The 18,904-nt window shown below is 52.7% G+C and carries 31 protein-coding genes and 1 tRNA gene; 1 reads left to right on the forward strand and 31 read right to left on the reverse strand.

What is annotated here, in order from left to right:
- Positions 1–34: 34 nt before the first annotated feature.
- The 31 genes from ACQUTD_RS05870 to ACQUTD_RS06020 form a co-directional block, all read right to left on the reverse strand.
- Positions 35–1,312, reverse strand: coding sequence for a P22 phage major capsid protein family protein (locus tag ACQUTD_RS05870; protein WP_473274287.1), 1,278 nt, complete (start codon positions 1,310–1,312; stop codon positions 35–37).
- A gap of 10 nt (positions 1,313–1,322) precedes the next feature.
- Positions 1,323–2,204: a phage capsid protein gene (locus ACQUTD_RS05875; protein ID WP_473274286.1), complete on the reverse strand. Its 882-nt coding sequence runs from the start codon at positions 2,202–2,204 to the stop codon at positions 1,323–1,325.
- Between the two features lie 13 nt (positions 2,205–2,217).
- Complete coding sequence (locus ACQUTD_RS05880; RefSeq protein WP_473274285.1) at positions 2,218–4,377, reverse strand: portal protein; 2,160 nt, start codon at positions 4,375–4,377, stop codon at positions 2,218–2,220.
- Between the two features lie 2 nt (positions 4,378–4,379).
- A complete protein-coding gene (locus tag ACQUTD_RS05885) occupies positions 4,380–5,795 on the reverse strand; it encodes a PBSX family phage terminase large subunit (RefSeq protein WP_473274284.1) in 1,416 nt (471 codons plus the stop codon).
- A complete protein-coding gene (locus ACQUTD_RS05890) occupies positions 5,792–6,217 on the reverse strand; it encodes a terminase small subunit-like protein (RefSeq protein ID WP_473274283.1) in 426 nt (141 codons plus the stop codon). The genes ACQUTD_RS05885 and ACQUTD_RS05890 overlap by 4 nt, the downstream gene beginning before the upstream one ends.
- 6 nt (positions 6,218–6,223) lie before the next feature.
- A complete protein-coding gene (locus ACQUTD_RS05895) occupies positions 6,224–6,556 on the reverse strand; it encodes a DUF1737 domain-containing protein (RefSeq protein WP_473274282.1) in 333 nt (110 codons plus the stop codon).
- Positions 6,556–6,753, reverse strand: coding sequence for a hypothetical protein (locus ACQUTD_RS05900; RefSeq protein ID WP_473274280.1), 198 nt, complete (start codon positions 6,751–6,753; stop codon positions 6,556–6,558). The genes ACQUTD_RS05895 and ACQUTD_RS05900 overlap by 1 nt, the downstream gene beginning before the upstream one ends.
- 1 nt (position 6,754) lies before the next feature.
- On the reverse strand, positions 6,755–7,261 hold the full coding sequence (locus ACQUTD_RS05905) for a hypothetical protein (RefSeq protein WP_473274279.1): 507 nt from the start codon (positions 7,259–7,261) through the stop codon (positions 6,755–6,757).
- A gap of 1 nt (position 7,262) precedes the next feature.
- Positions 7,263–7,505 carry a DUF2560 family protein gene (locus tag ACQUTD_RS05910; RefSeq protein ID WP_473274277.1) on the reverse strand — a complete coding sequence of 81 codons (243 nt, stop codon included), beginning with the start codon at positions 7,503–7,505 and terminating at the stop codon, positions 7,263–7,265.
- Between the two features lie 12 nt (positions 7,506–7,517).
- Entirely contained in the window at positions 7,518–7,973 is a 456-nt protein-coding gene (locus ACQUTD_RS05915; protein WP_473274275.1) for a lysis system i-spanin subunit Rz, read from the reverse strand.
- Positions 7,963–8,466, reverse strand: a complete 504-nt coding sequence (locus ACQUTD_RS05920; RefSeq protein WP_444998873.1) for a lysozyme — start codon at positions 8,464–8,466, stop codon at positions 7,963–7,965. The genes ACQUTD_RS05915 and ACQUTD_RS05920 overlap by 11 nt, the downstream gene beginning before the upstream one ends.
- Entirely contained in the window at positions 8,466–8,705 is a 240-nt protein-coding gene (locus ACQUTD_RS05925; protein ID WP_473274273.1) for a phage holin, read from the reverse strand. Before ACQUTD_RS05925 ends, ACQUTD_RS05920 begins: the two co-directional genes overlap by 1 nt.
- 184 nt (positions 8,706–8,889) lie before the next feature.
- Positions 8,890–8,961: transfer RNA gene (locus ACQUTD_RS05930), tRNA-Met, on the reverse strand.
- A 101-nt stretch (positions 8,962–9,062) separates the two neighbouring features.
- A complete protein-coding gene (locus ACQUTD_RS05935; RefSeq protein ID WP_473274270.1) occupies positions 9,063–9,560 on the reverse strand; it encodes an antiterminator Q family protein in 498 nt (165 codons plus the stop codon).
- Positions 9,557–9,787: a DUF7301 family protein gene (locus tag ACQUTD_RS05940; protein WP_473274269.1), complete on the reverse strand. Its 231-nt coding sequence runs from the start codon at positions 9,785–9,787 to the stop codon at positions 9,557–9,559. Before ACQUTD_RS05940 ends, ACQUTD_RS05935 begins: the two co-directional genes overlap by 4 nt.
- On the reverse strand, positions 9,784–9,942 hold the full coding sequence (locus ACQUTD_RS05945; RefSeq protein ID WP_473274267.1) for a hypothetical protein: 159 nt from the start codon (positions 9,940–9,942) through the stop codon (positions 9,784–9,786). The genes ACQUTD_RS05940 and ACQUTD_RS05945 overlap by 4 nt, the downstream gene beginning before the upstream one ends.
- Positions 9,939–10,304, reverse strand: a complete 366-nt coding sequence (gene rusA, locus ACQUTD_RS05950; RefSeq protein ID WP_473274265.1) for a crossover junction endodeoxyribonuclease RusA — start codon at positions 10,302–10,304, stop codon at positions 9,939–9,941. Before rusA ends, ACQUTD_RS05945 begins: the two co-directional genes overlap by 4 nt.
- Positions 10,301–10,591 (reverse strand): nuclease domain-containing protein, encoded by a 291-nt coding sequence (locus tag ACQUTD_RS05955; RefSeq protein ID WP_473274263.1) that lies wholly within the window; start codon positions 10,589–10,591, stop codon positions 10,301–10,303. The genes rusA and ACQUTD_RS05955 overlap by 4 nt, the downstream gene beginning before the upstream one ends.
- Positions 10,584–10,754: a NinE family protein gene (locus tag ACQUTD_RS05960; RefSeq protein ID WP_473274261.1), complete on the reverse strand. Its 171-nt coding sequence runs from the start codon at positions 10,752–10,754 to the stop codon at positions 10,584–10,586. Before ACQUTD_RS05960 ends, ACQUTD_RS05955 begins: the two co-directional genes overlap by 8 nt.
- Positions 10,751–11,206 carry a recombination protein NinB gene (locus ACQUTD_RS05965; protein ID WP_473274259.1) on the reverse strand — a complete coding sequence of 152 codons (456 nt, stop codon included), beginning with the start codon at positions 11,204–11,206 and terminating at the stop codon, positions 10,751–10,753. The genes ACQUTD_RS05960 and ACQUTD_RS05965 overlap by 4 nt, the downstream gene beginning before the upstream one ends.
- Before the next feature lie 531 nt (positions 11,207–11,737).
- Positions 11,738–12,694, reverse strand: a complete 957-nt coding sequence (locus ACQUTD_RS05970; RefSeq protein WP_473274257.1) for a DUF551 domain-containing protein — start codon at positions 12,692–12,694, stop codon at positions 11,738–11,740.
- A 74-nt stretch (positions 12,695–12,768) separates the two neighbouring features.
- A complete protein-coding gene (locus ACQUTD_RS05975) occupies positions 12,769–13,104 on the reverse strand; it encodes a hypothetical protein (RefSeq protein WP_473274255.1) in 336 nt (111 codons plus the stop codon).
- Positions 13,101–13,592, reverse strand: coding sequence for a hypothetical protein (locus ACQUTD_RS05980; protein WP_473274253.1), 492 nt, complete (start codon positions 13,590–13,592; stop codon positions 13,101–13,103). The genes ACQUTD_RS05975 and ACQUTD_RS05980 overlap by 4 nt, the downstream gene beginning before the upstream one ends.
- Positions 13,589–14,125: a hypothetical protein gene (locus tag ACQUTD_RS05985; protein ID WP_473274251.1), complete on the reverse strand. Its 537-nt coding sequence runs from the start codon at positions 14,123–14,125 to the stop codon at positions 13,589–13,591. The genes ACQUTD_RS05980 and ACQUTD_RS05985 overlap by 4 nt, the downstream gene beginning before the upstream one ends.
- Positions 14,122–14,424 (reverse strand): hypothetical protein, encoded by a 303-nt coding sequence (locus tag ACQUTD_RS05990; protein WP_473274250.1) that lies wholly within the window; start codon positions 14,422–14,424, stop codon positions 14,122–14,124. Before ACQUTD_RS05990 ends, ACQUTD_RS05985 begins: the two co-directional genes overlap by 4 nt.
- Positions 14,421–14,945 carry an HNH endonuclease gene (locus ACQUTD_RS05995; RefSeq protein WP_473274249.1) on the reverse strand — a complete coding sequence of 175 codons (525 nt, stop codon included), beginning with the start codon at positions 14,943–14,945 and terminating at the stop codon, positions 14,421–14,423. The genes ACQUTD_RS05990 and ACQUTD_RS05995 overlap by 4 nt, the downstream gene beginning before the upstream one ends.
- Complete coding sequence (locus ACQUTD_RS06000; RefSeq protein WP_473274248.1) at positions 14,945–16,348, reverse strand: DnaB-like helicase C-terminal domain-containing protein; 1,404 nt, start codon at positions 16,346–16,348, stop codon at positions 14,945–14,947. Before ACQUTD_RS06000 ends, ACQUTD_RS05995 begins: the two co-directional genes overlap by 1 nt.
- Positions 16,338–17,234 carry a DNA replication protein gene (locus ACQUTD_RS06005; RefSeq protein WP_473274247.1) on the reverse strand — a complete coding sequence of 299 codons (897 nt, stop codon included), beginning with the start codon at positions 17,232–17,234 and terminating at the stop codon, positions 16,338–16,340. Before ACQUTD_RS06005 ends, ACQUTD_RS06000 begins: the two co-directional genes overlap by 11 nt.
- Entirely contained in the window at positions 17,221–17,388 is a 168-nt protein-coding gene (locus tag ACQUTD_RS06010; protein WP_473274246.1) for a hypothetical protein, read from the reverse strand. Before ACQUTD_RS06010 ends, ACQUTD_RS06005 begins: the two co-directional genes overlap by 14 nt.
- 36 nt (positions 17,389–17,424) lie before the next feature.
- Positions 17,425–17,733 carry a CII family transcriptional regulator gene (locus ACQUTD_RS06015; RefSeq protein WP_473274244.1) on the reverse strand — a complete coding sequence of 103 codons (309 nt, stop codon included), beginning with the start codon at positions 17,731–17,733 and terminating at the stop codon, positions 17,425–17,427.
- 107 nt (positions 17,734–17,840) lie between these two features.
- Positions 17,841–18,056, reverse strand: a complete 216-nt coding sequence (locus ACQUTD_RS06020) for a helix-turn-helix domain-containing protein (protein ID WP_031524528.1) — start codon at positions 18,054–18,056, stop codon at positions 17,841–17,843.
- A 53-nt stretch (positions 18,057–18,109) separates the two neighbouring features.
- On the opposite strand from ACQUTD_RS06020, the gene ACQUTD_RS06025 reads away from it, so the two are divergent.
- On the forward strand, positions 18,110–18,862 hold the full coding sequence (locus ACQUTD_RS06025) for a S24 family peptidase (RefSeq protein WP_473274243.1): 753 nt from the start codon (positions 18,110–18,112) through the stop codon (positions 18,860–18,862).
- Positions 18,863–18,904 lie beyond the last annotated feature (42 nt).

Raw genomic sequence — 18,904 nt, forward strand, 5'->3', positions numbered from 1 at the left:
TCTCAAATAAGAAAGGGGCCGAAGCCCCTTGTGATTACGGATTACCGAAGAACTGGCCGCCCATGTGCGGGTTGTAGCACACATAAGCTGGCAGCAGGTCGAAACGCATTTTCTGCACGTTGGCGTCGCCGTCAGCGTACTTGTGAACGCGGATAGAGAAGCCTTCGTAAGTGGCTACCGCGGAGTCGATGCTGTTCAGCTTCGGCAGCGGGATGGTGCCCAGACCGCAGAAGAATTTGTTGTAGAACAGGTTCGGCTTCATGGTCTGGCCTGCGGTGCCGACTACAGTTACTGCGTCACCGGAGGTAACAGCGCGGCTCACTGCGTTGTACTGAGGGTTGGTAGTGTCGTAAATCGGCACGCCGGACAGCGTCACGGTTACAGCGCCGCCTGCGGTTGAGTTGGCGTCAGCCAGAACAGTCGCGGTGAAACTGATCGGCGCAGAGCCGTTATACAGAACCTGCTTGGTCTGCTGCTGCAGCCAGTAGGTGCTTGTGAACTTAATCTGATCGCCAGCCTTCAGGAAGCCAGTGACAGATGCTGTCGCTCCAGCCAGGGTCAGGCTGAACTGATAGGTATCTTTCACCGCGTCATAAGTGACGGTTGGCGTGGTGGATACAGTCAGCGTACCGCCGAATGCGCCCTGAGTGCGTGAAGCAAGGCCGTTGGACATCAGCGCTCGGATGCCGCCGAAGTTCCCTGAGATTTGAGCATCTTCCCACGCTGAGCGAATGAGCTGATCGCTTCCATGCAGGCCGGACTGAGCATCTGCCAGACGCTGCGCAGACCACGGGTCCATGACCGCGTAGTTTTCACCCTTCTTAACGCCAAGGTCTTTCAGGAAAGAAGCAGTTTGTGCCACGTCAGACCATTTGTTGATCGGGGTGTTCGGAGTTCCCAGTGAAAGCGCGCCATTGTTCATCATGAATTGCGCCAACTCTGTTTCCAAGTCAGTCACAATTCGTTCGCGAACCGGGGCCAGAATTTCGTCCAACTGGTTCAGCTTGATAGCTTCTTCCAGCTGGCCGTATTCCACTGCAACGGTGATGTAGTTGCCAACTTTGCCGGTTGCTTTGCCTGAGATCAGGTTATTTTTAGCCTGACCTGAGATGTCACCGGTTGGAGTGCGCTTTGAAGCGAACTGATGCGGACGTTTGAAGCTTACGCTGTCGCCGGTACTGGAGTTGATTTCACCTGCCAGCAACTGACGGTCTACGGTTTTTGCCAGCACCAAGTCAGACATGAAGCCCGGCAGGAATTTCTTGAGGACGATTTGACTGACGTTGCTGTCGAGTTTGTTAGTGGTATCCATTTAGCTTTTCCTATTCGATGATTGCGCCGGGGCAGAATTTGTTGAAGTCGTCTTGTTTCGCATCAGCGCCGCCACCGCGAACTTCCGGCTCTGGTTTGATGGCTTTCTTTGGCTTCGGTGCAAGGCTTACTTGCTTGCTGATTTGGCCTAAGAGGAATGCTGCGCGAATTGGGTCTGTCTCAGCGGCTACACGCTGGCGTAATTGCTGGCTCTTGCCCAACCCGTAGGCGATAAGCTCGGAGCCTTCATCAGCGCAGTGGATCAGGATTTCCTTGTGCAGGTCAGGCACCTCGGCACGCACGATCTCCTCCATCTCCTGGTAATCTTTCACCGGGAGTTTGGCGGCGCGCTGCTTATGGGCTTCAACCCGCTGCTGGAAACGCTGCTGATATTCCTGCTGCTGACGCTGTTGCTGCTGCTTGCTCTGCTCGGCACGGCCCTTCTTCTCATGCCAGTCAGTCAGTGCTGCCTCATACGCTTCTTCATCGTATTCACACGACTCGAGAGTCGGCTTTGGAGGAATAACGTCTGCTTGTTGCTGTGGTTGCTGCTCTGCCGGCCTGGATTGAACCTGCTCAAGCTGGCGGCGCAGTTCCCGTAACTCTTTATCTTTTTCGCGGTTGTTCTTGCGAAGGTCTTTCACCCACTGAGGAGCAGGTTGACCATCAACATGATCGTCATCCTCTTCAGTCAGCGGGATTTCTTCATCGCCGACACGCAGGGAGTATTCATCCGTCTGCTCTTCGGTCTGCTCACCATCGGTTTCCACTTCTTCTGCAGATGCCTGGCCTTTCTCCTCAGACTGCTGCTGTTCAGTGGTTACCTCTTCGGTTGATTCCTGTTTTTCAGACAGGCCAATAACCTGACCGTCGATGATCAGTTCGCCTTCCATTGATTACTCCTGATTAACTCGGCAGTGAGTCTGCCGGTGACTGTGATGCTGTTTGGGTGTGACGCAGAATCAGATCTGCATTATCGCGGGAGTTTTGTTGCTGCTGCTGGTACCAGTCATTAATCACCTTCAGAGCATCCTGCACTGACTTGGCATCAGTGGCCTTGGCATCGACAAGCGTCTTAACAACCTGCGCCTGGCTGAGCTGAGCGTCTTGCTGAGCGGAGAACGCCTTGATCTGAACCTGCGCGGTTTCGTTCTGAGCTTTCTGCGCTTCGGCCTGCGCTGCAACCATCTGAGCCTGAGCAAGAACCATGTTCGGATCTGGCTGGTTCTGCGCCGCCATCTGAGCCTGCTGAACAATCTGCTGCTCTTTCTGATTGCGAGGCTTAACCGCGCCGGTCGTAAGCAGCTGCTTGCGGTTGAACTCTTTGAAGTCGTCCATCCCCTCGCCGTCCAGGTTATCAAGAATGATTCCCTGAATAACCGGGCGCATTGGGTCGCCGGGCAGCATGCTTTGCAGAACCTGCGTCAGTGCAGAAACCGTGGCGTCACGCCGGGCGGTATAACTTGGGCCAACATCAACAGTGACATCGTAACGGCCAGTGGATAGGTCATTCAGCGCGACAACATTACCCGTTTGCCGGTCTACTACCTGCGCATTCATCAGCGCGATATCATCAGTGCCGTCGGCGTTAACCACCCTGACCTCCCGATCAGAGCCGTAAACCTCACGAGCCATCGACAACCACACTTCACCTGCACGCTTCAGGCTCTTAGCCATGTTGTCCAGGTAGATGAATGACGCCATGTCCGAGCGGTTCATCAGGTTGCTGACTGTCTCCTGAGAGATATTGCTCGGCATCTGCTGCATCGCCTGACTGCCGCCGGTCACCTCTTGGATGTCAGCACTGGTCTGCTGCAGTAACGCAGCAAGCGCCTGATTCATCACTGCTGGCTGTGTGTATCCTGCCGGCGTGGCGCCGGAAATGATGTTGCCTGCCTTGTCCTTCACCTCACGCAATGGCAGGAATGCAGGGCGCTTCTTGTTGCGGGCTTCCCAATGCTTCTCAAGTCCGCGGATCTGCTCCATTCCAACAATGGGGATCTGCCCAGGGTCTTGCGAGGCAGTATCAGCCAGCATTGACACCTGCAGGTTATACAGGCGCTGTGGGTCCATCGCTTTGGCAATGTGCCCCTCGACACGTTCGATATCGTCGATGAACCAGCGTTTCCCATAAACTGGGATCAGCGGGATGTGCTCGCCAGGGATTCGGCGTGGCTTCTCAAGGAAGTTCTCGCCATCAACCACTGATACATAAACGCGACGACGCTTAACCGACCGGCGGGCCACCTCAATGAATCCAGCATCAGCCAGTTCATCTTCGATATCTTCGATCTGGTCGCTGTCGTAAGTGGCTATCTCACCGGTAATCGGCTGCTGATAACTGATGACGTCTACGGACTCCTTGCGGACCTCGTAGTATTTAGCGATGTAGACGACTTCCGGCTCGAACCAGTCATACTCCCAGCTGGTAATCGTGGTGGTATCGAGTGATGACGGCGGAGTCTTGCCGTACTCTGCTTCGTACTTCTCAGGCGAAAGCGAGTACATGCAGAACGCCCAGAGAGCATCTGATTTGTCGTACTTCTTCGCGTCAGGGTCGAACCATACTGAGCGTGACGGGTCGTAAACAGGCTCGATAGCGATGCGCTGACGCTCATCCATCGGGTCGTATTCGTTGACCAGCATCGAAGTTAAGCGGAAGCAGCCAAAGCCACCGGTTGCTGCATCGTCAAAGGCGTTGTCGCAAGCCTCGCCGCCGTCCGTTTCCTCGTAGTCAGCGCGGAACAGGCCATTCAGCTTATTGGCTAACTCTTCGCTGGCCTCACGGTCACCCGGGCGGAACTTGACGGTGATACGGTTATTCCGGTACTCGGAGATGATGCGGTTAAGCTCAGTGGCTACCTTGTTGATCTCAAACTTCGGGTACTTCTCGAACTGGTCATCAAGTTTGGTTCCCGCTGCCGTCGCACCTTCCCACTGCCCACCGGGAACGCGGGCAAAGCGAGTGGCTTCGACACACTTCTCGCGCACGTCCTGCTGTGGCGAATAGGCGCGGTCGAACCTGAGCATGACGCGCTCATGTTTTTTCTCTAATGTCTCTGCCATGTTTACCAACCGGAGGATGAGGGAACGTAGATTTCCGTTTCTTCTGGTGCCATCGCCGGACAATGCATGCACATCATCAGGGAGTCGGCCAGGTTAGGTGACGGGATGCCGAGCTTCTGCTTCATGTCGACTTTGGTCATGAGCTCAAGCTTTCCGTTACCGTTAAATTTGCGTTGGATCTGCGTGAGTTCAGCGAATGCCTTCTCCAGAATCTTCTCGCCGATAGCTTCCTTGTCGAAGCTCAGCATGCCGTCAGGGTCAGCGTATTCACCATGCACGACGGCGCGATAAGTGAGATAAAGCCTGTCAGCCAGGGTGTAATAGAACTGCGCGCGCTTATTGCGGAACACGTCGCCTATGGTGCGGATGTTGTCGCCCTGTACCACTTCATCAGCCCACGCCCCTGATTGATACGGCGCATCCTCATCGAACGGGGATTCGCTACCCTTGAACATGGTGGCAGTGATTTTCTTCCCGGAGAACGAGTCGGTAATCTGCCGACGGAGGCCAGCGCCGAGCCCGTCACCATCCCATAGGAAGTGATCGGCACCATCGTTGATTGCTAAACCGGTCGCCCAATCAGCCCCATCGTTAACATCGACCTGCTCAGGTGGTTCAGCAATGCGCTTGACCACTGAACCATGACGCATGGCATAACCTTTAGCATCCGGGCCGGTGTCTGACGGGTCGTGAGAAGCAACGACAGCCCCTCTCGCTTTCCAACCAAGCTTCTTGTGCGCGTCTGTGGCCGCTTCCAGCCATTCACGCTTGATGATTGCCATATCGCTTGCGCTTACCGGCTCACCGAGCCAGATATGACGATACAGAGTAGGGTTGCGCCGCTTGCACTCCTCCATCTCCAGGCGGAGAACTTCGGGAAAGTGCGGATTGTCGGTGTAGTTCACTGTCAGCAAGCAGATATCATCTGGATGGTCGACGACGAAACGTTGATAGGTGTCGTCCAGGATGTTCTTCGGGTTGAAGCTGACCCAGATTTCAGAGTTAGGCTTTCGGATGGTCGGGATCAGGATATCCCACGACTCTTTCGTTACCGCCTCGGCCTCTTCCACCCAGCAGATGTCGATCCCCTCAAGGGATTTAATCTTCGTGGGGTTATTCTTGATGCCGTAGAACATGAACTCTGCGCCGGTACCCAGATGCCTGACCATCGAGCGCTGGATTTCGAACTCTGCCGCATATCCTTCACGTTCAATGGTGTCCTCAAGCAAGCGGATCACCGAATCACTGATACTGTTCTGCAGTTCACGAGCACACAGGATGCGTACTGGCTGGCGCCTTGCCGCTTCAACGAGGAGCCGGGCAATGGCCCACGACTTACCGCTACCTCGACCGCCCTTGGCGACTTTATAGCGATGCGCCTCGATGAACGGTTGGAAGATAGGGTTTATCGTAGTCATTTGCCGAATAGCGTACTCATTGGTGAGGTTTCAATCTGGATGGCGCCGCCGTCTTTGCCGACCAGTTCATTGGTGACCTTGTCGCCATACTTGCGGGGATTCATTCGAGCCAGCGCCCATTTCCGGGTATCGACTCGCAGCCTTGCCTTTGCAACCTCGGCAGAATCAGGGATGACGTCATCAGCGATGTCGAATATCTCTTCGAAAATGGCATCCGCTCTCGCCTCTGTTGCCTTCGCGTACTTGTCGCGAAATTCCTCATGCTCTGCAATCCAGCGGAATACCGTGGACTTGTCTGGCATGCCCGGGCGCTTACAAACCTTGACCAAGCTTTCACCAGAGGCAAGCAGCGCACAAATGTCATCAGCCACCTCCGGCATGTAATCCGAAGGGCGACCGGCTTTACCTTTCTCAGCCGCCATAGTTCATTACGCCTTAGTGAATGCTTGTGCGTATTCGCAGGTTCGACCTGGCCCCATCTGAATGACGCTCATGTCACCCAAAGGCAGGAAGCCTGCAGCAATCTTCGCGTTGCACTTATTGGTGAAGTCGGCGCGATCCTGGCTCACCACGATGTCGTAATCCGTCGCAGTTGTGCCGCCGACCGCTACCACCTGGAAGTATTCGGTTTTGGTAGGAGTGGCATGAACGCCGATCAGCCCACCATTTGGGAAGCGCGATGCAGTGATGTGAGATTTAACCACAGGGATTAGAGCAGCAATGGAGCCTGCTGTTACTGTCTGCATTTGAGTGATTGCCATTACTTAGCCCCTTTCTTTGGTTTTTTCTTGCCACGAATACCGTCAGGCTTTGATGGATCATTTGTTGGTGATGGTTTCTTCTTTCCAGCCTTATCCATAGCGATGGCGATAGCCTGATCCTTTGGCTTACCTGCTTTGATTTCGGTTGCGATGTTCTGACCGATTACCTTTTTGCTGCGGCCTTTTTTAAGTGGCATGTCATTTCTCCACAACGATGAATGCAGGATGAGTTGATTGGTCGGTCGCGAATGAATCAATACGACCACCGGAATAGCAGTCGAGATCGATAGCGACCTGTACCGCTTCTTTGGCATCTTTGCCGCAATGCATAGCGGTACGAGCAATTAGCCCACCACTACCGATGGCATACGGAGTCACCTGCAGCGAGATGCTAGCTCGGGTATCGCCTTTGTCTTTTGCCACGATGTAAGCGCGGCCATTACCGACGATTGCGATCGCATGGAATGCAAATGTCGGCAGGAACTCAGAGTTGTAGGTCAGGTTGTGCGCGAGCAGGTCCTGTAACTCCATCTCTGCGCCGCAATCGCCAGAGCAGCCAATAGCCAGAATCTTGTCGCCGTAAATCTCCCAGCCGGAATCAGGCGCGGTGTAAATCTTCTGCTCGTACACAGAGCAAACGACATCGCCAGATGATGCCTGGGTGTCAGATGCCAGTGTCTTTCCATCCCATGCGACTGTAGTCATATCAGACTCCGGCAGTGAACAGGTCGAGTGCTTCTTTAGCTTCTCGGATCGCCTTCTCTGCCCGGGCTAATGCAGTGCCTTCACCCTGCGCCAGAACAAGCTGGTCTTTAAACAGTTCGAAGTTCAGCTTGCTGCCGTTAACGAAGGTGATCGCCTTTTCCGCTGCCGCGGTATCGCTCTGCACCAGGCGTAGGATGTCGAGGTTCATCTGCTGTAATTCTGTCAATGCTGTAATCTCTGCCATTGTTGGCTCCAGTTATTTCAGGCACTGCGTTCGAACGTATTCCTGCAGGCCGGTCAGTTGCTTGGTGATTGTGGCAATTCGCTCTCTGAGGGTGAAATAATCCCGTTCAGCGGAGTCAGTAAGTCGGGGGCCTGTGCCATCATCCATGCCGGGGGTGCTGGTCGCTCCGTTCGTGGAACATTTGGCGTTGAGCTGCAGCCGACGCTTGCCAGTAGCAACATCGCGCTCAAGCTGATCGATAGTGGCTTTTGCATCCTGCAGTTCTCCGGTGTATTTGGCATCGAGTGCAGCGACATCACGCTGACGGGTTTGCATGTCGGTTATCGTGTCGTTCGCCAGCTTCAGATTCCGCTCGGCTGTGTCGGCGCGCTGGCGTTGTTCTTCAGCGATGCCATAGAACCAATACGCAAGTCCGCCCAATACCATCAGCGCTACGAGTAAAAGCACAGGTTTCCAGTCAAAGGTCATTGCTGCTCTCCGCCAGGCACATGCTGCGCTCCATTTCGCGGCGGTTCTGCAATCCTTTCCACTTCATTCCGCCTGCATAAACCCAGCGCCGCATTTCTTCACATGCTCCAGCCTGATCGCCTTTGTTCAGCTTGCGGAGCAGAGTTGATTTGGAAAAGGCATCAGTACCTACGTTGAAGACGAAGCTGTAAAGGGCCGCTCTCTGGTATTCGTTCAGAGGCACCTTAACCAGCCTGTCTACTTGCTTCTTGGCTGGCTGAAGGTCTTTCCAGAGCAGAGCGTCACATTCCCGATCTGTGTATTTCTTCCCGATCACAATGTCTCTGCCTGTATGCCCATCACAGACTGTCCATACCCCGGCGACATCTTTATAGGCCTCATACTTCCGACCTTCCACGCCATCCCTGCCGCCAAGGAAAATGGTTGCTATTGCAAGCGCACCCGCTCCAGCCGCCCCGATCAGTTTTCTTCGCAAAGGAGTTGAGAAAGGCATCACTCCTCCTTAAAGGCAGATGAATTAGGCCAGCGTTGATAAGCCTCTATCTGCGCCAGTGTGGTTTTGCGTTTGTAATACCAGTTGATACCAAAAGTAAGGAGCGCCACAACAATACCGGCAATTACGCCAATGGCACTCCATTCATCAGGGCTTAGCCGGGTCAGTACGCCATTAGCTACCGTCCCGGCTGATGCGCCATAGGCAGCGCCAGAAGCTAATTTGCTCATATTGGACATATCTCTCTCCTCACAATTTATGTGGGAGCTGTGCGAGTCATGGGAATGCGCCTCACCCAATGCGGCAAAGGGTAAGTAGTTGGCTGTTTGGATGGGCGCGAATAAAAAAGCCAGCGCTAGGCTGGCAAGATGAGGGTCGTGCAATGTCGGCTCTGTGGCCGAAGATACTCTGGCTGGGGTTTTGTTCGCCCGGCTGGATTCGAACCAGCGATCATCCAATTATGGGTTGGGTGCTTTACCGCCTAGCTACAGGCAAATAAAAAAGCCACCGTCGTTAACCAGTGGCTCTATTCATTCAAAATGTCATGTCACACACAACAACGGCAACATATACGATTTATTCTGCTCATTTGTTCATTAAAAAGCAAGCTCGTTAGCAACATTTTTTGAGATTTTCTTCGCATTATCGCGAACGATGAACGCATTTTGCATCGGTTGGTACAGGCAGAACAGCGCTGCATTGAGCACGTCCTTAACTTCACGGCGCACAGTGGAGATGCTCGGCTTCTTGTACTGGTTGCCTCCGCGCGTCTTCATGAGGCGCGGACAGGCGATAGCGTGTTGCCATGTGGCGATCCGGATTTCACTGGACTGGAATACGTAATATGCCAGCAGCATTTTGTAGGCGTTTTCGTCGATGGCCTTCAGGTGAGTCCCGATAACCTGGCTCATCAGCATGCCGTCATCGTCGCTGCATACCGGGCGGCTGGTTTGCTGAGGCTCAACGGTAGCCATGAATTTAGCAATCATGTTGATCATGGATTTATCGATGCGTCCTGTCTGCACCCATGCGCCCCACAACTGGAGCCAGCCATCAATCCAACGGTACTGATCGGTAGTAAGTTCCAGTTTCATGCTGCGTCCCCTTCTTCCCGTTTATTTTGTATTCCAGCCATGCTGATCGCCGCCTTCATGTTGATGTCCATCAGCTTGAAAAGCACTCTGTCGCGGCGGTAGCTTTTTAACTTGCAGCGATGCTTTATTTTTTCGCGCGTGCTGAGAGATGAGGACTGCCAGTAACGCTGTCTGCGAGCGCTGTACTCTTTCAGATCGGCTGCGATTAACTCTGCGGTTGTGCTCATGCTGGCATCTCCTGCTTCTGTTTCGTCTTTGCCTTGCGGCGCTCACTGTTGCGGATGATCTGCTGTGCTGTGTCGTCTCCACCACGACTCGGGAAGCTGAATCCGGCGCGGAGGATGCTTTCAAGCTCGTACTGCTCTATCTGCTGTCTGGTCACGCTGCGCCCTCCAGTTCCGTAATAGTCAGTTCCAGCTTGCCGCCGGTGCATTGAGGCATCTTCACGACGCGGTAATCGACTACCTGCGAATCGTCAGCCCAGAACCCGGCTTTAGTCAGCGCGTCGAATGCTGCCTTTTGCAGGTTGTCCAGGTCACGGCGGCGGCGATCAGGCATGTGGCACTCCACCCGAACACGCAGCGGCGACGTGGTATTGATGTCGAGAAGTCCGTCCTTGACGATCTGAGCTACTGCACTGCGGTATGCGATACCATCTGCGCTGATGTGAGTACGCCCGCGATTGTGGCGATAGTAGCGGTTGTTGCTCGGCGGCCAGGGTAAGGTGATGTTGAAAGTATTCATGCTTTGATTAGAGCCTCTTTCAGCCAGATAACCTGTGTGCGAGCCATGCCTTCCAGTGCGCACTCTTTTGCATATTCCGCATCGACCATGCGTGTGCGGCGGTCAATCTCATCGTGACAGCTGCTGCATGCGATGGTGGCGATCAGGTCAGGCGGCTTAATTCCGGTACCGCACAATCCAGCCAGGCGGATATGTGCCAACACTGATGTCTCAGCATTGCCGTTACATACCCCTGGGATTCTTACCTGGCACTCACGACCGCGAGCAGCTTTGCGTAAATCAGCCATTGTTCACCTTCCTTGCGCGCAGACGTAACCAGCGCACGTCATAGAGATGGGCGGAATAATTGAATGTTGGGATGTCGACAGGATTGATGGCCGGCTTGCGCTTACGGCGAGCAGGTACGCGGAAGATTCCGCGCTCCATGACTTTAGCGAGAGGTGTCATCATGCCTCCTGCTTATCGCGCAGCTGCTGGAACTCGCTGCTATCAGGGATCGGGAGGTGGCAGCCGATGTTCATCGCCCATGCTTCGACCTTGCACAGGAAGATATGCATCTCGCCGGTTTCCAGCTTTGAGGTATGGCGCAGTGACTGAACAGATGTAACTTCGCCAGTAACCACGTCAACGCGCTCTGTGGTTTCATAGCCGAGATAGGTATGTTTCAGTGCGTCCTTCACCCATTCGGGCGTAGCGAATGACTTACCTCGTTTCATGAGATATTCGCTGATGACGCCAAACCACGCGTGTGCCATAGAATTTTGAGACAGGCTGCGAGTTTCGCGCCATGGCTTAATCACCAGGCGGTAGCAGTCTCCGGACTCCAGCATCGGCTTCAGTTGCTGGCCTATGGCGTCAAAGTTTGTGATGTGCAGGCGGATGCCATCTTTCGGGAAGTTCATGCGACCTCCATAACGGAAACCGCAGAATGCAGAAAATCGCAGGTGCTTTGCAGCATCTGTGAAATTTGATGTGATGTACTCTTTTTGTTTCGCACTTTGTCGTCCCCAACAAAGCGCAGTGGATACGGATAGTTGTTCAGGCTATCCGTATCTATATTATCGCCTATCTACAGATAATTATCAAAACGTCACGCAACAAAAAGCACCATTATCGGGGCTTGTTACATTAGCGTTCTGATAGCATCAGCCGCCAAAATGGCGGAGATGATGATGAGGATGGGGTTAGTCATTGATCACCCCATTTTCCTGCTACTGGCAAAAGAAACACCGGCCAAAAACATGCATACATGCCCCGAGAATATCGCCCAGGCTGGAACATTCAGCCCTACGATAACAAGCGTGACAGGTATAGCCGCTAAAACGATAAAGGCTATTTTGAGAAGCAACTTCATTACCCGCATCACACCACCTTCCCGTTTTTCCATGCCAGACCGGCAACAGCGATTACTGCCACTGCGTAGAGAATTGAGGTCATTTGGTTGGCTCCTGTGGTGCGGTTGGCACGGTCATTGGCATCCAGTGGGTAACCTCGGTTAACTCAACATATCCTTCATCCCAGTCTATAAATGTGTGGCCATCATAAATGTAGCCATGCCGAACGTATTTCCCGTCGAAAAGCCAGATGTCTCTGTTATTTTCCTCCGGCATCCGCTCGCTGCACGGAATCCACTGAGGCGTACCTACAAGAATGTTTGCTCGGCATTCATTCCACCCATAAGCCCATATCGACGGCTCACGACCAGAGGCGTCTGACCAATTAGGCTCAACTGACGGGATATTTGTAACTTCACGAGGGACCGCACCGCGACTCATACTTTTGATTTTTTCAATCATCGCATCGTTATCTTTCACGTCACATCCAAGCGCATCTGCGACTTCAATGAATAGCTCACGCAGCGCTGCCCATCGGTCCCTCCAGATTGTCACCTCTGACTGAAGAAGGCGGGTTTCATCAGGCATTGCTACACAGGACGTCACGGCTGGCTTGATAAATAGTGAGCAGCCACCATTCATTGTTTCATACCGGAAATTACCGCCTGTTTTTGATGTCCATATCTGCACGTTTATTGCGCCCATTGCACCAAGCTCAGGTTTAAGCACATGCTCTGATACCAGCTCGCCTTTGAGCGCTTCAAACACGGCAATAGCCGGCCCCATATGCAACACAACATCCGGCACCGCGACGGGCGGCGGGGCGGCGTAAAGCGGGACAATTTCACCTATAGTTTTTTCTTCCGCGTCGTCCCGAGATAAATATGCAGGCGTAGAGATAATGGCGCTATCTTTCAGGTCTTCACGCATTACATACGCCACCGGCTCCTGCGCTTCGGCAGCCAGCAGTCTGCGTGCCATTTCCACGTATTCCTGATGTGACGGTGAACTACCGTCTGCTATTTTTTCCAGCCTTTCTTTGCTCAGTTGTGTCATGGCTTATTCCTCACCCACTAACAGCGCACAGGCTGTATTTGAAGAAAACAGCTTTACGGTTGTATTGGACATAATCACTCCCCCTCGATCTGCAATTTGATGCCTGCGCCGGCGCTGGCAGCTTTAATTGCGGCGATAGTATCCGCTTCATGTATCCAGTCACACCATGCCCCAGGCAGCTTCACGGTGAGCGTTCTGGCCTCAAGCTCGGCGACATGACATCGGGCGTCCATCTCGTTGTTCTCTGAGGCTTTTAATAATTGCTCAAGCTCGGCTATGCGCTTCTCTGCGGCTTCCAGCGCCTCTGTCAGCGCCAGAATCTCTCCGGGCTTAACCGCCATGAATGTGTGAGGTTGCTCACAAATGGCCGCCGCTTTCAGCTTCGCCGTCAGTTCGTTGATGTTACTCATGCAGCACGCTCCTTTGATTTGCGCAGCGCTTCTTTGTAGCTGGACTTTGCCGCTTTCTTTGTTGGCTTCCAGTCGCCGCAAACATCGTAATAAGAATCCCAGTAAGCGCGCGAGCGGCGAACCATGCGGTATTCCCATTTGTAGCGGCCTATTTCGCGATCCTCATAAAAAGGCAGCTCTATGCCAAGCCACTCCCCAAAGGACTCACAAACTTCAGAGTGCAGATATTCATCGTAACGAGTTCGTTTCTTTGGTTCTGGTAGAGCAGAGATTGCCGCCGCCTCGCCATTTTCGGTGACGTGATAGAGAGTTCCGCCGCCAGCGAAATCAGGCGCAGGCCGGGAAGTGGCGAAGCCATCAGAAACAAGCTCTTTCCACTTCTCGTTATCGGTATGGCCCTCACCAGCGAGGAAATAATTGCGGTATGGCGTACGGTTACGCTCGCTAATTCCCAGAGCGTGCTGCATGAGTTCAATGCCTGTGCTCATACCTTCACCTCGTTGCGCAGCTGGGCGGCGTAGAGTCTTGCCTGCTTGGCTACATATTTGAGAGTGGAAGATGATTCATCGTTGTCGTAGAAGTCCTCTTCCGTGCTTACCTTGTCGGTCAGATCAGCAAACATCTCCACCCCCTGCGCACGCTGCTCGGCGAGGAAGCGCTCCGTAGCGGGAGTTTCTACGCGACAATAAACCAGGTCCCCGTCTTCAAAGTTACCAGGGTCAGATACCATATTTTCGTGCTCATCCTTGCTGTAGATCTCCTCTCGAATAAGTCCATGCTTGAGGGCATGAAACTCAATCTCAGAGCCATCCGCAGATCCGCCATCCCATGAGATCGCCAGCATCGCGTCAACGAAATCATCCATGCTCGCATTCTCAGCAGCCAGCTGATCGCGCTCTGCCTGAATCCCGGCCACCCGCTGCTCGTTATTGATAGCAAGCTCATAAAGCTCATCTAATTTCTTCATTGAGCGAAGAAGACCTTCGTTTTTGATGCTGTCGATTAGGTTTTTAATGCTCATGCTCTTTTCACTCCAAATGTTTTGACCAGTGCTGACTCCATGCGGCCTACGCAGGAGCGGATACGGGCGATTTCTGTTTCCGGGAACATGCTCGATGCCATCTGCTCCAGTGCGCCACGCAGAGGCTTGCTCTCTATCTTCGGAATGCGAGCCTGTGCGTATGCTTTCAGTGCCTGTTTGATGCTGCGGCCTTCGATACGGGCCATTGCGCGGCATAGTTCGGCGTGGAGGATGGTTTCGGGGAATTCGGGGTAATGCTTTTCAATTACTTCGCGGGTGTTCAATGCGCTATTGTTCATTTACGCTCTACTCCATGATTCTCATGAAAACCATATTTAATTTCCGCCAACTCTCTAGCGGCAATGGCGTCACTTTTTTCTCTGTAGGTTCCGATATTAATTAGCCTGTCATCGACCCTGATCTTTGCCGACCATTTGCCAGCGTCTTTGCGCCAATAAACACCTATTCGGCCAGATGAGTTATCTTTCCTGAGGGACGTATTTCTGTTGTTTTCTGAGCCGGTAACAAGACGCAGATTGGAAATCCTATTGTCGTTTCTTACATGGTTTATGTGATCTATCTGGAATCCTTCAGGTATGTCACCGTTATGCATGATCCATACAATGCGGTGAGCCATGGTTAACCTGCCGCGGATTTTTACCTGCAAATAACCTCTGCCATTGTCACTACCTGCAAGCCTGTTATTTTTCCCTTTTGGCCCGCCGTTTTTCTTCCAGAATAGATTTCCGTCTCGGTAGTCAAGGATTGAGTTTAGGTACTCTTGTTCGATAACTTCGCGGGTATTACGTAGCTCTTTCATCAGAAGCCACCTTTCTTGCTTGGTTTGCTGTCTCGTTCAGTGACACGCGCCCGGGCTTCTGCCTGATTGGTGTCGTAAATCGCGCCATTACGCTGCTCGCAGTAGACGACACCGGATTGACCGTGCCTGTTGAGGCGCAGTAGCAGTTCGGTTTCGCTCTGGTTGGCGTTCTCGTCGTAAGCGCCTTCTCGGTAGATACCGACCCAGTAGTCGCAGTCCTGTTCAATCTGGCCGGTATCGCGTGAATCGCTCGGGAGTGGTCGCTTGTTCGGGCGCTTCTCAAGGTCACGGTTAAGCTGGGTAAGCAGTACCACAACGCAGTCCAGCTCTTTGGCGAGGTTCTTGAGGCCCTTGGTGATCAGCCCATACGCAAGGTCGTTACGGTCTGCTTTCTCAGCGGTCATCAACGTGAGGTAGTCAACAAGCACCATGCCTACCTTCCCCTTCTCACGCTTGATACGGCGCGCTTCAGCGATGATGTGAGACAGTGACGCCCCGGGCGTGTCGTCGATAAACAGGTTGCCGCTTTCTGCCATCTGCAATGCCCGGGTGTTGGCAAGGGAGAATTCATCCTTGTCGTCAGCTCCGCGGTAGAAAATGTCCGTATTGCAGCCTGACATCTGTCCTATCATTCGCTCGAATATTTGCTTATCCGGCATTTCAAGACTAAACAGAATGGCCGGCAGTCCTTCGTACATCGCGCAGTTGATCGCCAGTTGGCTGTAAAGCGTGGTCTTACCCATCTTCGGACGCGCGCCGATAACCAGAAGCGATCCGCGCACCAGTCCTTTCGGCTGGAGCATGTCGTCCAGTGACTGAATGCCGGTAGACATCCCGCGGGAACGCTGTTTAGGGTCAAATCGCCCTTCCAGCTCGACCAGCCAGTCTTCCATGACTTCCATCACTGGACGCGCGCCGCGGCGACTGCCGTTCTTCGCGTGGTCGGTCATCTGCGTGAAAATGGCTTGTACCGCTTCGTACTTCTCGGTAGCGCTCATGCCGTTACGGGCGTAAAGCAGTTCGGTAGCTTCCGTTAAGCGCTGGATGCCGTAGCGCTCCATTGCCGTCTCCCTGACGCGGTAGGCATAGGCGACGATGTTTGCAGCGCTGGGCGTGTTCTTGGAAAGCTCAGCGAGATAAGCAAAGCCACCAACCGATTCAGTGAGAGATTTGTTTTCCAGAGCGTCGAACAGGGTTAGCAGGTCTACAGGCTTCTGGTCGCGGTACATCGCTCGCATTTCGCTGTAAATCACCTGGTGGGCACGGCTGTAGAACGATTCAGGCTTGAGGATTGCCAGCACCTGCTGAACTCGCTCGCTGCTGTCGTCGTCCAGCATCAGGCCGCCAAGAACGCTTTGCTCTGCCTCAAGGCTTTGTGGGATCGTTAAGTATTCAGACGTCATCGCTGTTGCCCTCACGAACCTTGAGATACACCTCATCACTCAGAAAGTATTCGAGGTTTTTGCAACGCCACGTCTTACCGGTCTTGGCATCAGGGCGAGTTCCCAGCATCCACCGGCAGTTGATTGAGATGTATGTCAGGTAGTCTTCCCACGCCTTCATGCTGAAAGGCTCTCTATCCAGCTGGCGGGTAATCTTTCCTGCTTTGACCCAGAAGGTTTTAATCAGGCTTTTGCGCTTGTCGTTAACCGCTCGAATGCTAGGGCACTCAGGCAGGATACGGTGATAAGCGTCGATCACGTCCTGGCATGAGATGGATGGTTTTTTCTGCTCTTGAGTTTCTGAGGAAGATGCACTCTCTCTTACGTTAGTAAGAGAGTTATTAGTTATATTATTGTTTATGGACAAACGTTGGACATTCGTTGGACAAACCTCGCTGCGAGGCGCATTTTCACTGGTGTTTGCGTTGGACAAACGTTGGACATTCGTTGGACAATTTTGTGACTGAAAATCGTCATATTTCACGATAGTAATCAGGCTGAATTTCTTCTGCATTGAGGTGATGGTGATCATCCCTTTCGCCTCGAAACTGCGTAGAAGACTTTTAACTTTGTTGTCCGGAATGAAGGTTTCGCTTACCAGAGTTGGTCGACCGGTGATCATCTGTCCACGACCTACGGTGATTTCTCCAACATCCGTGTTAACTACTGCCTCTTCGTGGTTTGCTTTGAGGATAAGGTGAACCCACAAATGCACTGCCTGAGAGTCTTTGTAGAGTCGGCTGTCCATAAACTGGCGATGTATAGAGACAAAGCCCATACCGGCTGCCTCCTGCTTGTTTACGCGGCTTTCTGCTTGCCGGTAGTCTGCTAACTTAACGACGCCCACGATTCACCCCCGAAGTGACCATTGCCAGACGAATTACGCCAATCAACCGTTCAGCGAACGCTTTGTTCTTTGAGGCGGTAACGACAAGACCTTCAGGTGCATCGGGATAGCGACGCTCCTCTTTTTCCTGGAGTTTCTTACAGTGCTTTGTCATAATGTCTCCTGTTACTTGGCGTAACGCAGTGTGTTATCAGGCCTCAAAGAATTCGCCGTTCTTTGGGGTCTTTTCATTTTTCAGGTGGGCAAAAATCTGTTCTTCGAGATGCAAAGCAACCTGCTTCGATACCCTCGCAACATCTTCATCGACCACTCCGTATTCCAGCTCTGCCAGTAGCAGCGCCATTTTGGGAACCATGGTTTCTTTCCAGCGGGTGATGCTCGACTTATCCATGCCTAACGCTTTAGCGATGTTTGTGACGCCGCGTACCGCCATCTGATTTAAGAGCCAGCTTTCAATTCGACGTGCCTCGCACTTGTTGCGTGTTGTTGATCGGTCCATTTGTGATACTTCCTTTAAGTTGAATTAGTTAATGCGCATCCTGTGATGCGTAGTTGTTATCTCCACATGGGCGGAGAGGATGAGCAGGGATGTTAAAGAGCGGTGTATTAGCTTGCTTGCAGAAGACCAGCTAGGTCTGGGCGAATCTCAGCGGCTTTAACTTTACCGCCGGTTGCATTGACGATTGGCATAACGTACCGAGCGTCAATACCGCCTCCATGTAGCCAGCGCCATACCGTCGGCTGTGCCACACCACACAGGTCAGCCAATTTCTTTTGGCTGCCAGCGATGTTCACAGCTCGCTGGATAACTTTGTTTGTCATATCCAATTCCTTTGCGTATTGGTGTATGAAGATAATAGCAATGAGTATTGATTATGGCAATAGCAAAACGTGTTTTGACCATCAATACTCTTGCGTATAAATTGAATCCTATGAAAAATGAAACTCTTGCAGACCGCCTCACAAAGGCGATGAATGATTCCGGAATGACACAAGGAGCTTTAGCTAAAGCTTCTGGCGTCGCACAACCTACGATATGGCGACTAACGAGTGGTAACGCCCGTGGTTCAACGAAGATTGTCGAGATCGCTAATGCGCTGGGTGTAAGGGTTGAATGGCTTTCAACTGGAGAGGGGCCAATGCAAGATGGTTCAGAACGGTTAATAGATAAATCAAGCAAAGCAGACTCGAGTACTTATAGAGTCGACGTTCTTGATGTTCAGGCAAGTGCGGGGCCGGGAACGATGTTATCCAACGACTTCATAGAGACAATCAGAGCCATTGAGTACACCCCTGAGAAAGGCCGCGCCTTATTTGGCTCCATCCCAGCGGCATCTGTAAAGGTGATCACCGTTCGCGGCGACAGCATGGAAGGCACTATCGACCCAGGTGATGAAATCTTCGTTAACGTCAGCGTAAGAGGTTTCGACGGTGACGGCATCTACGTGTTCGTCTTCGGCAATACCCTGCACGTTAAACGCCTTCAGATGCATAAAGACAAGCTGCTAGTCCTGTCTGATAATGAGCGTTATAAGGAATGGTACATCGAGGATGGCGACATGGAGCGGTTCCATATCATGGCTAAAGTTCTGATCAAGCAGACCATTGCTTATAAGCGATTCGGTTAGGTACGGAGCTGCGTCTGGTTTAAGTTCGCAAATAAATTTAAT

The sequence above is a fragment of the Enterobacter sp. K510 genome (genome assembly GCF_055804875.1).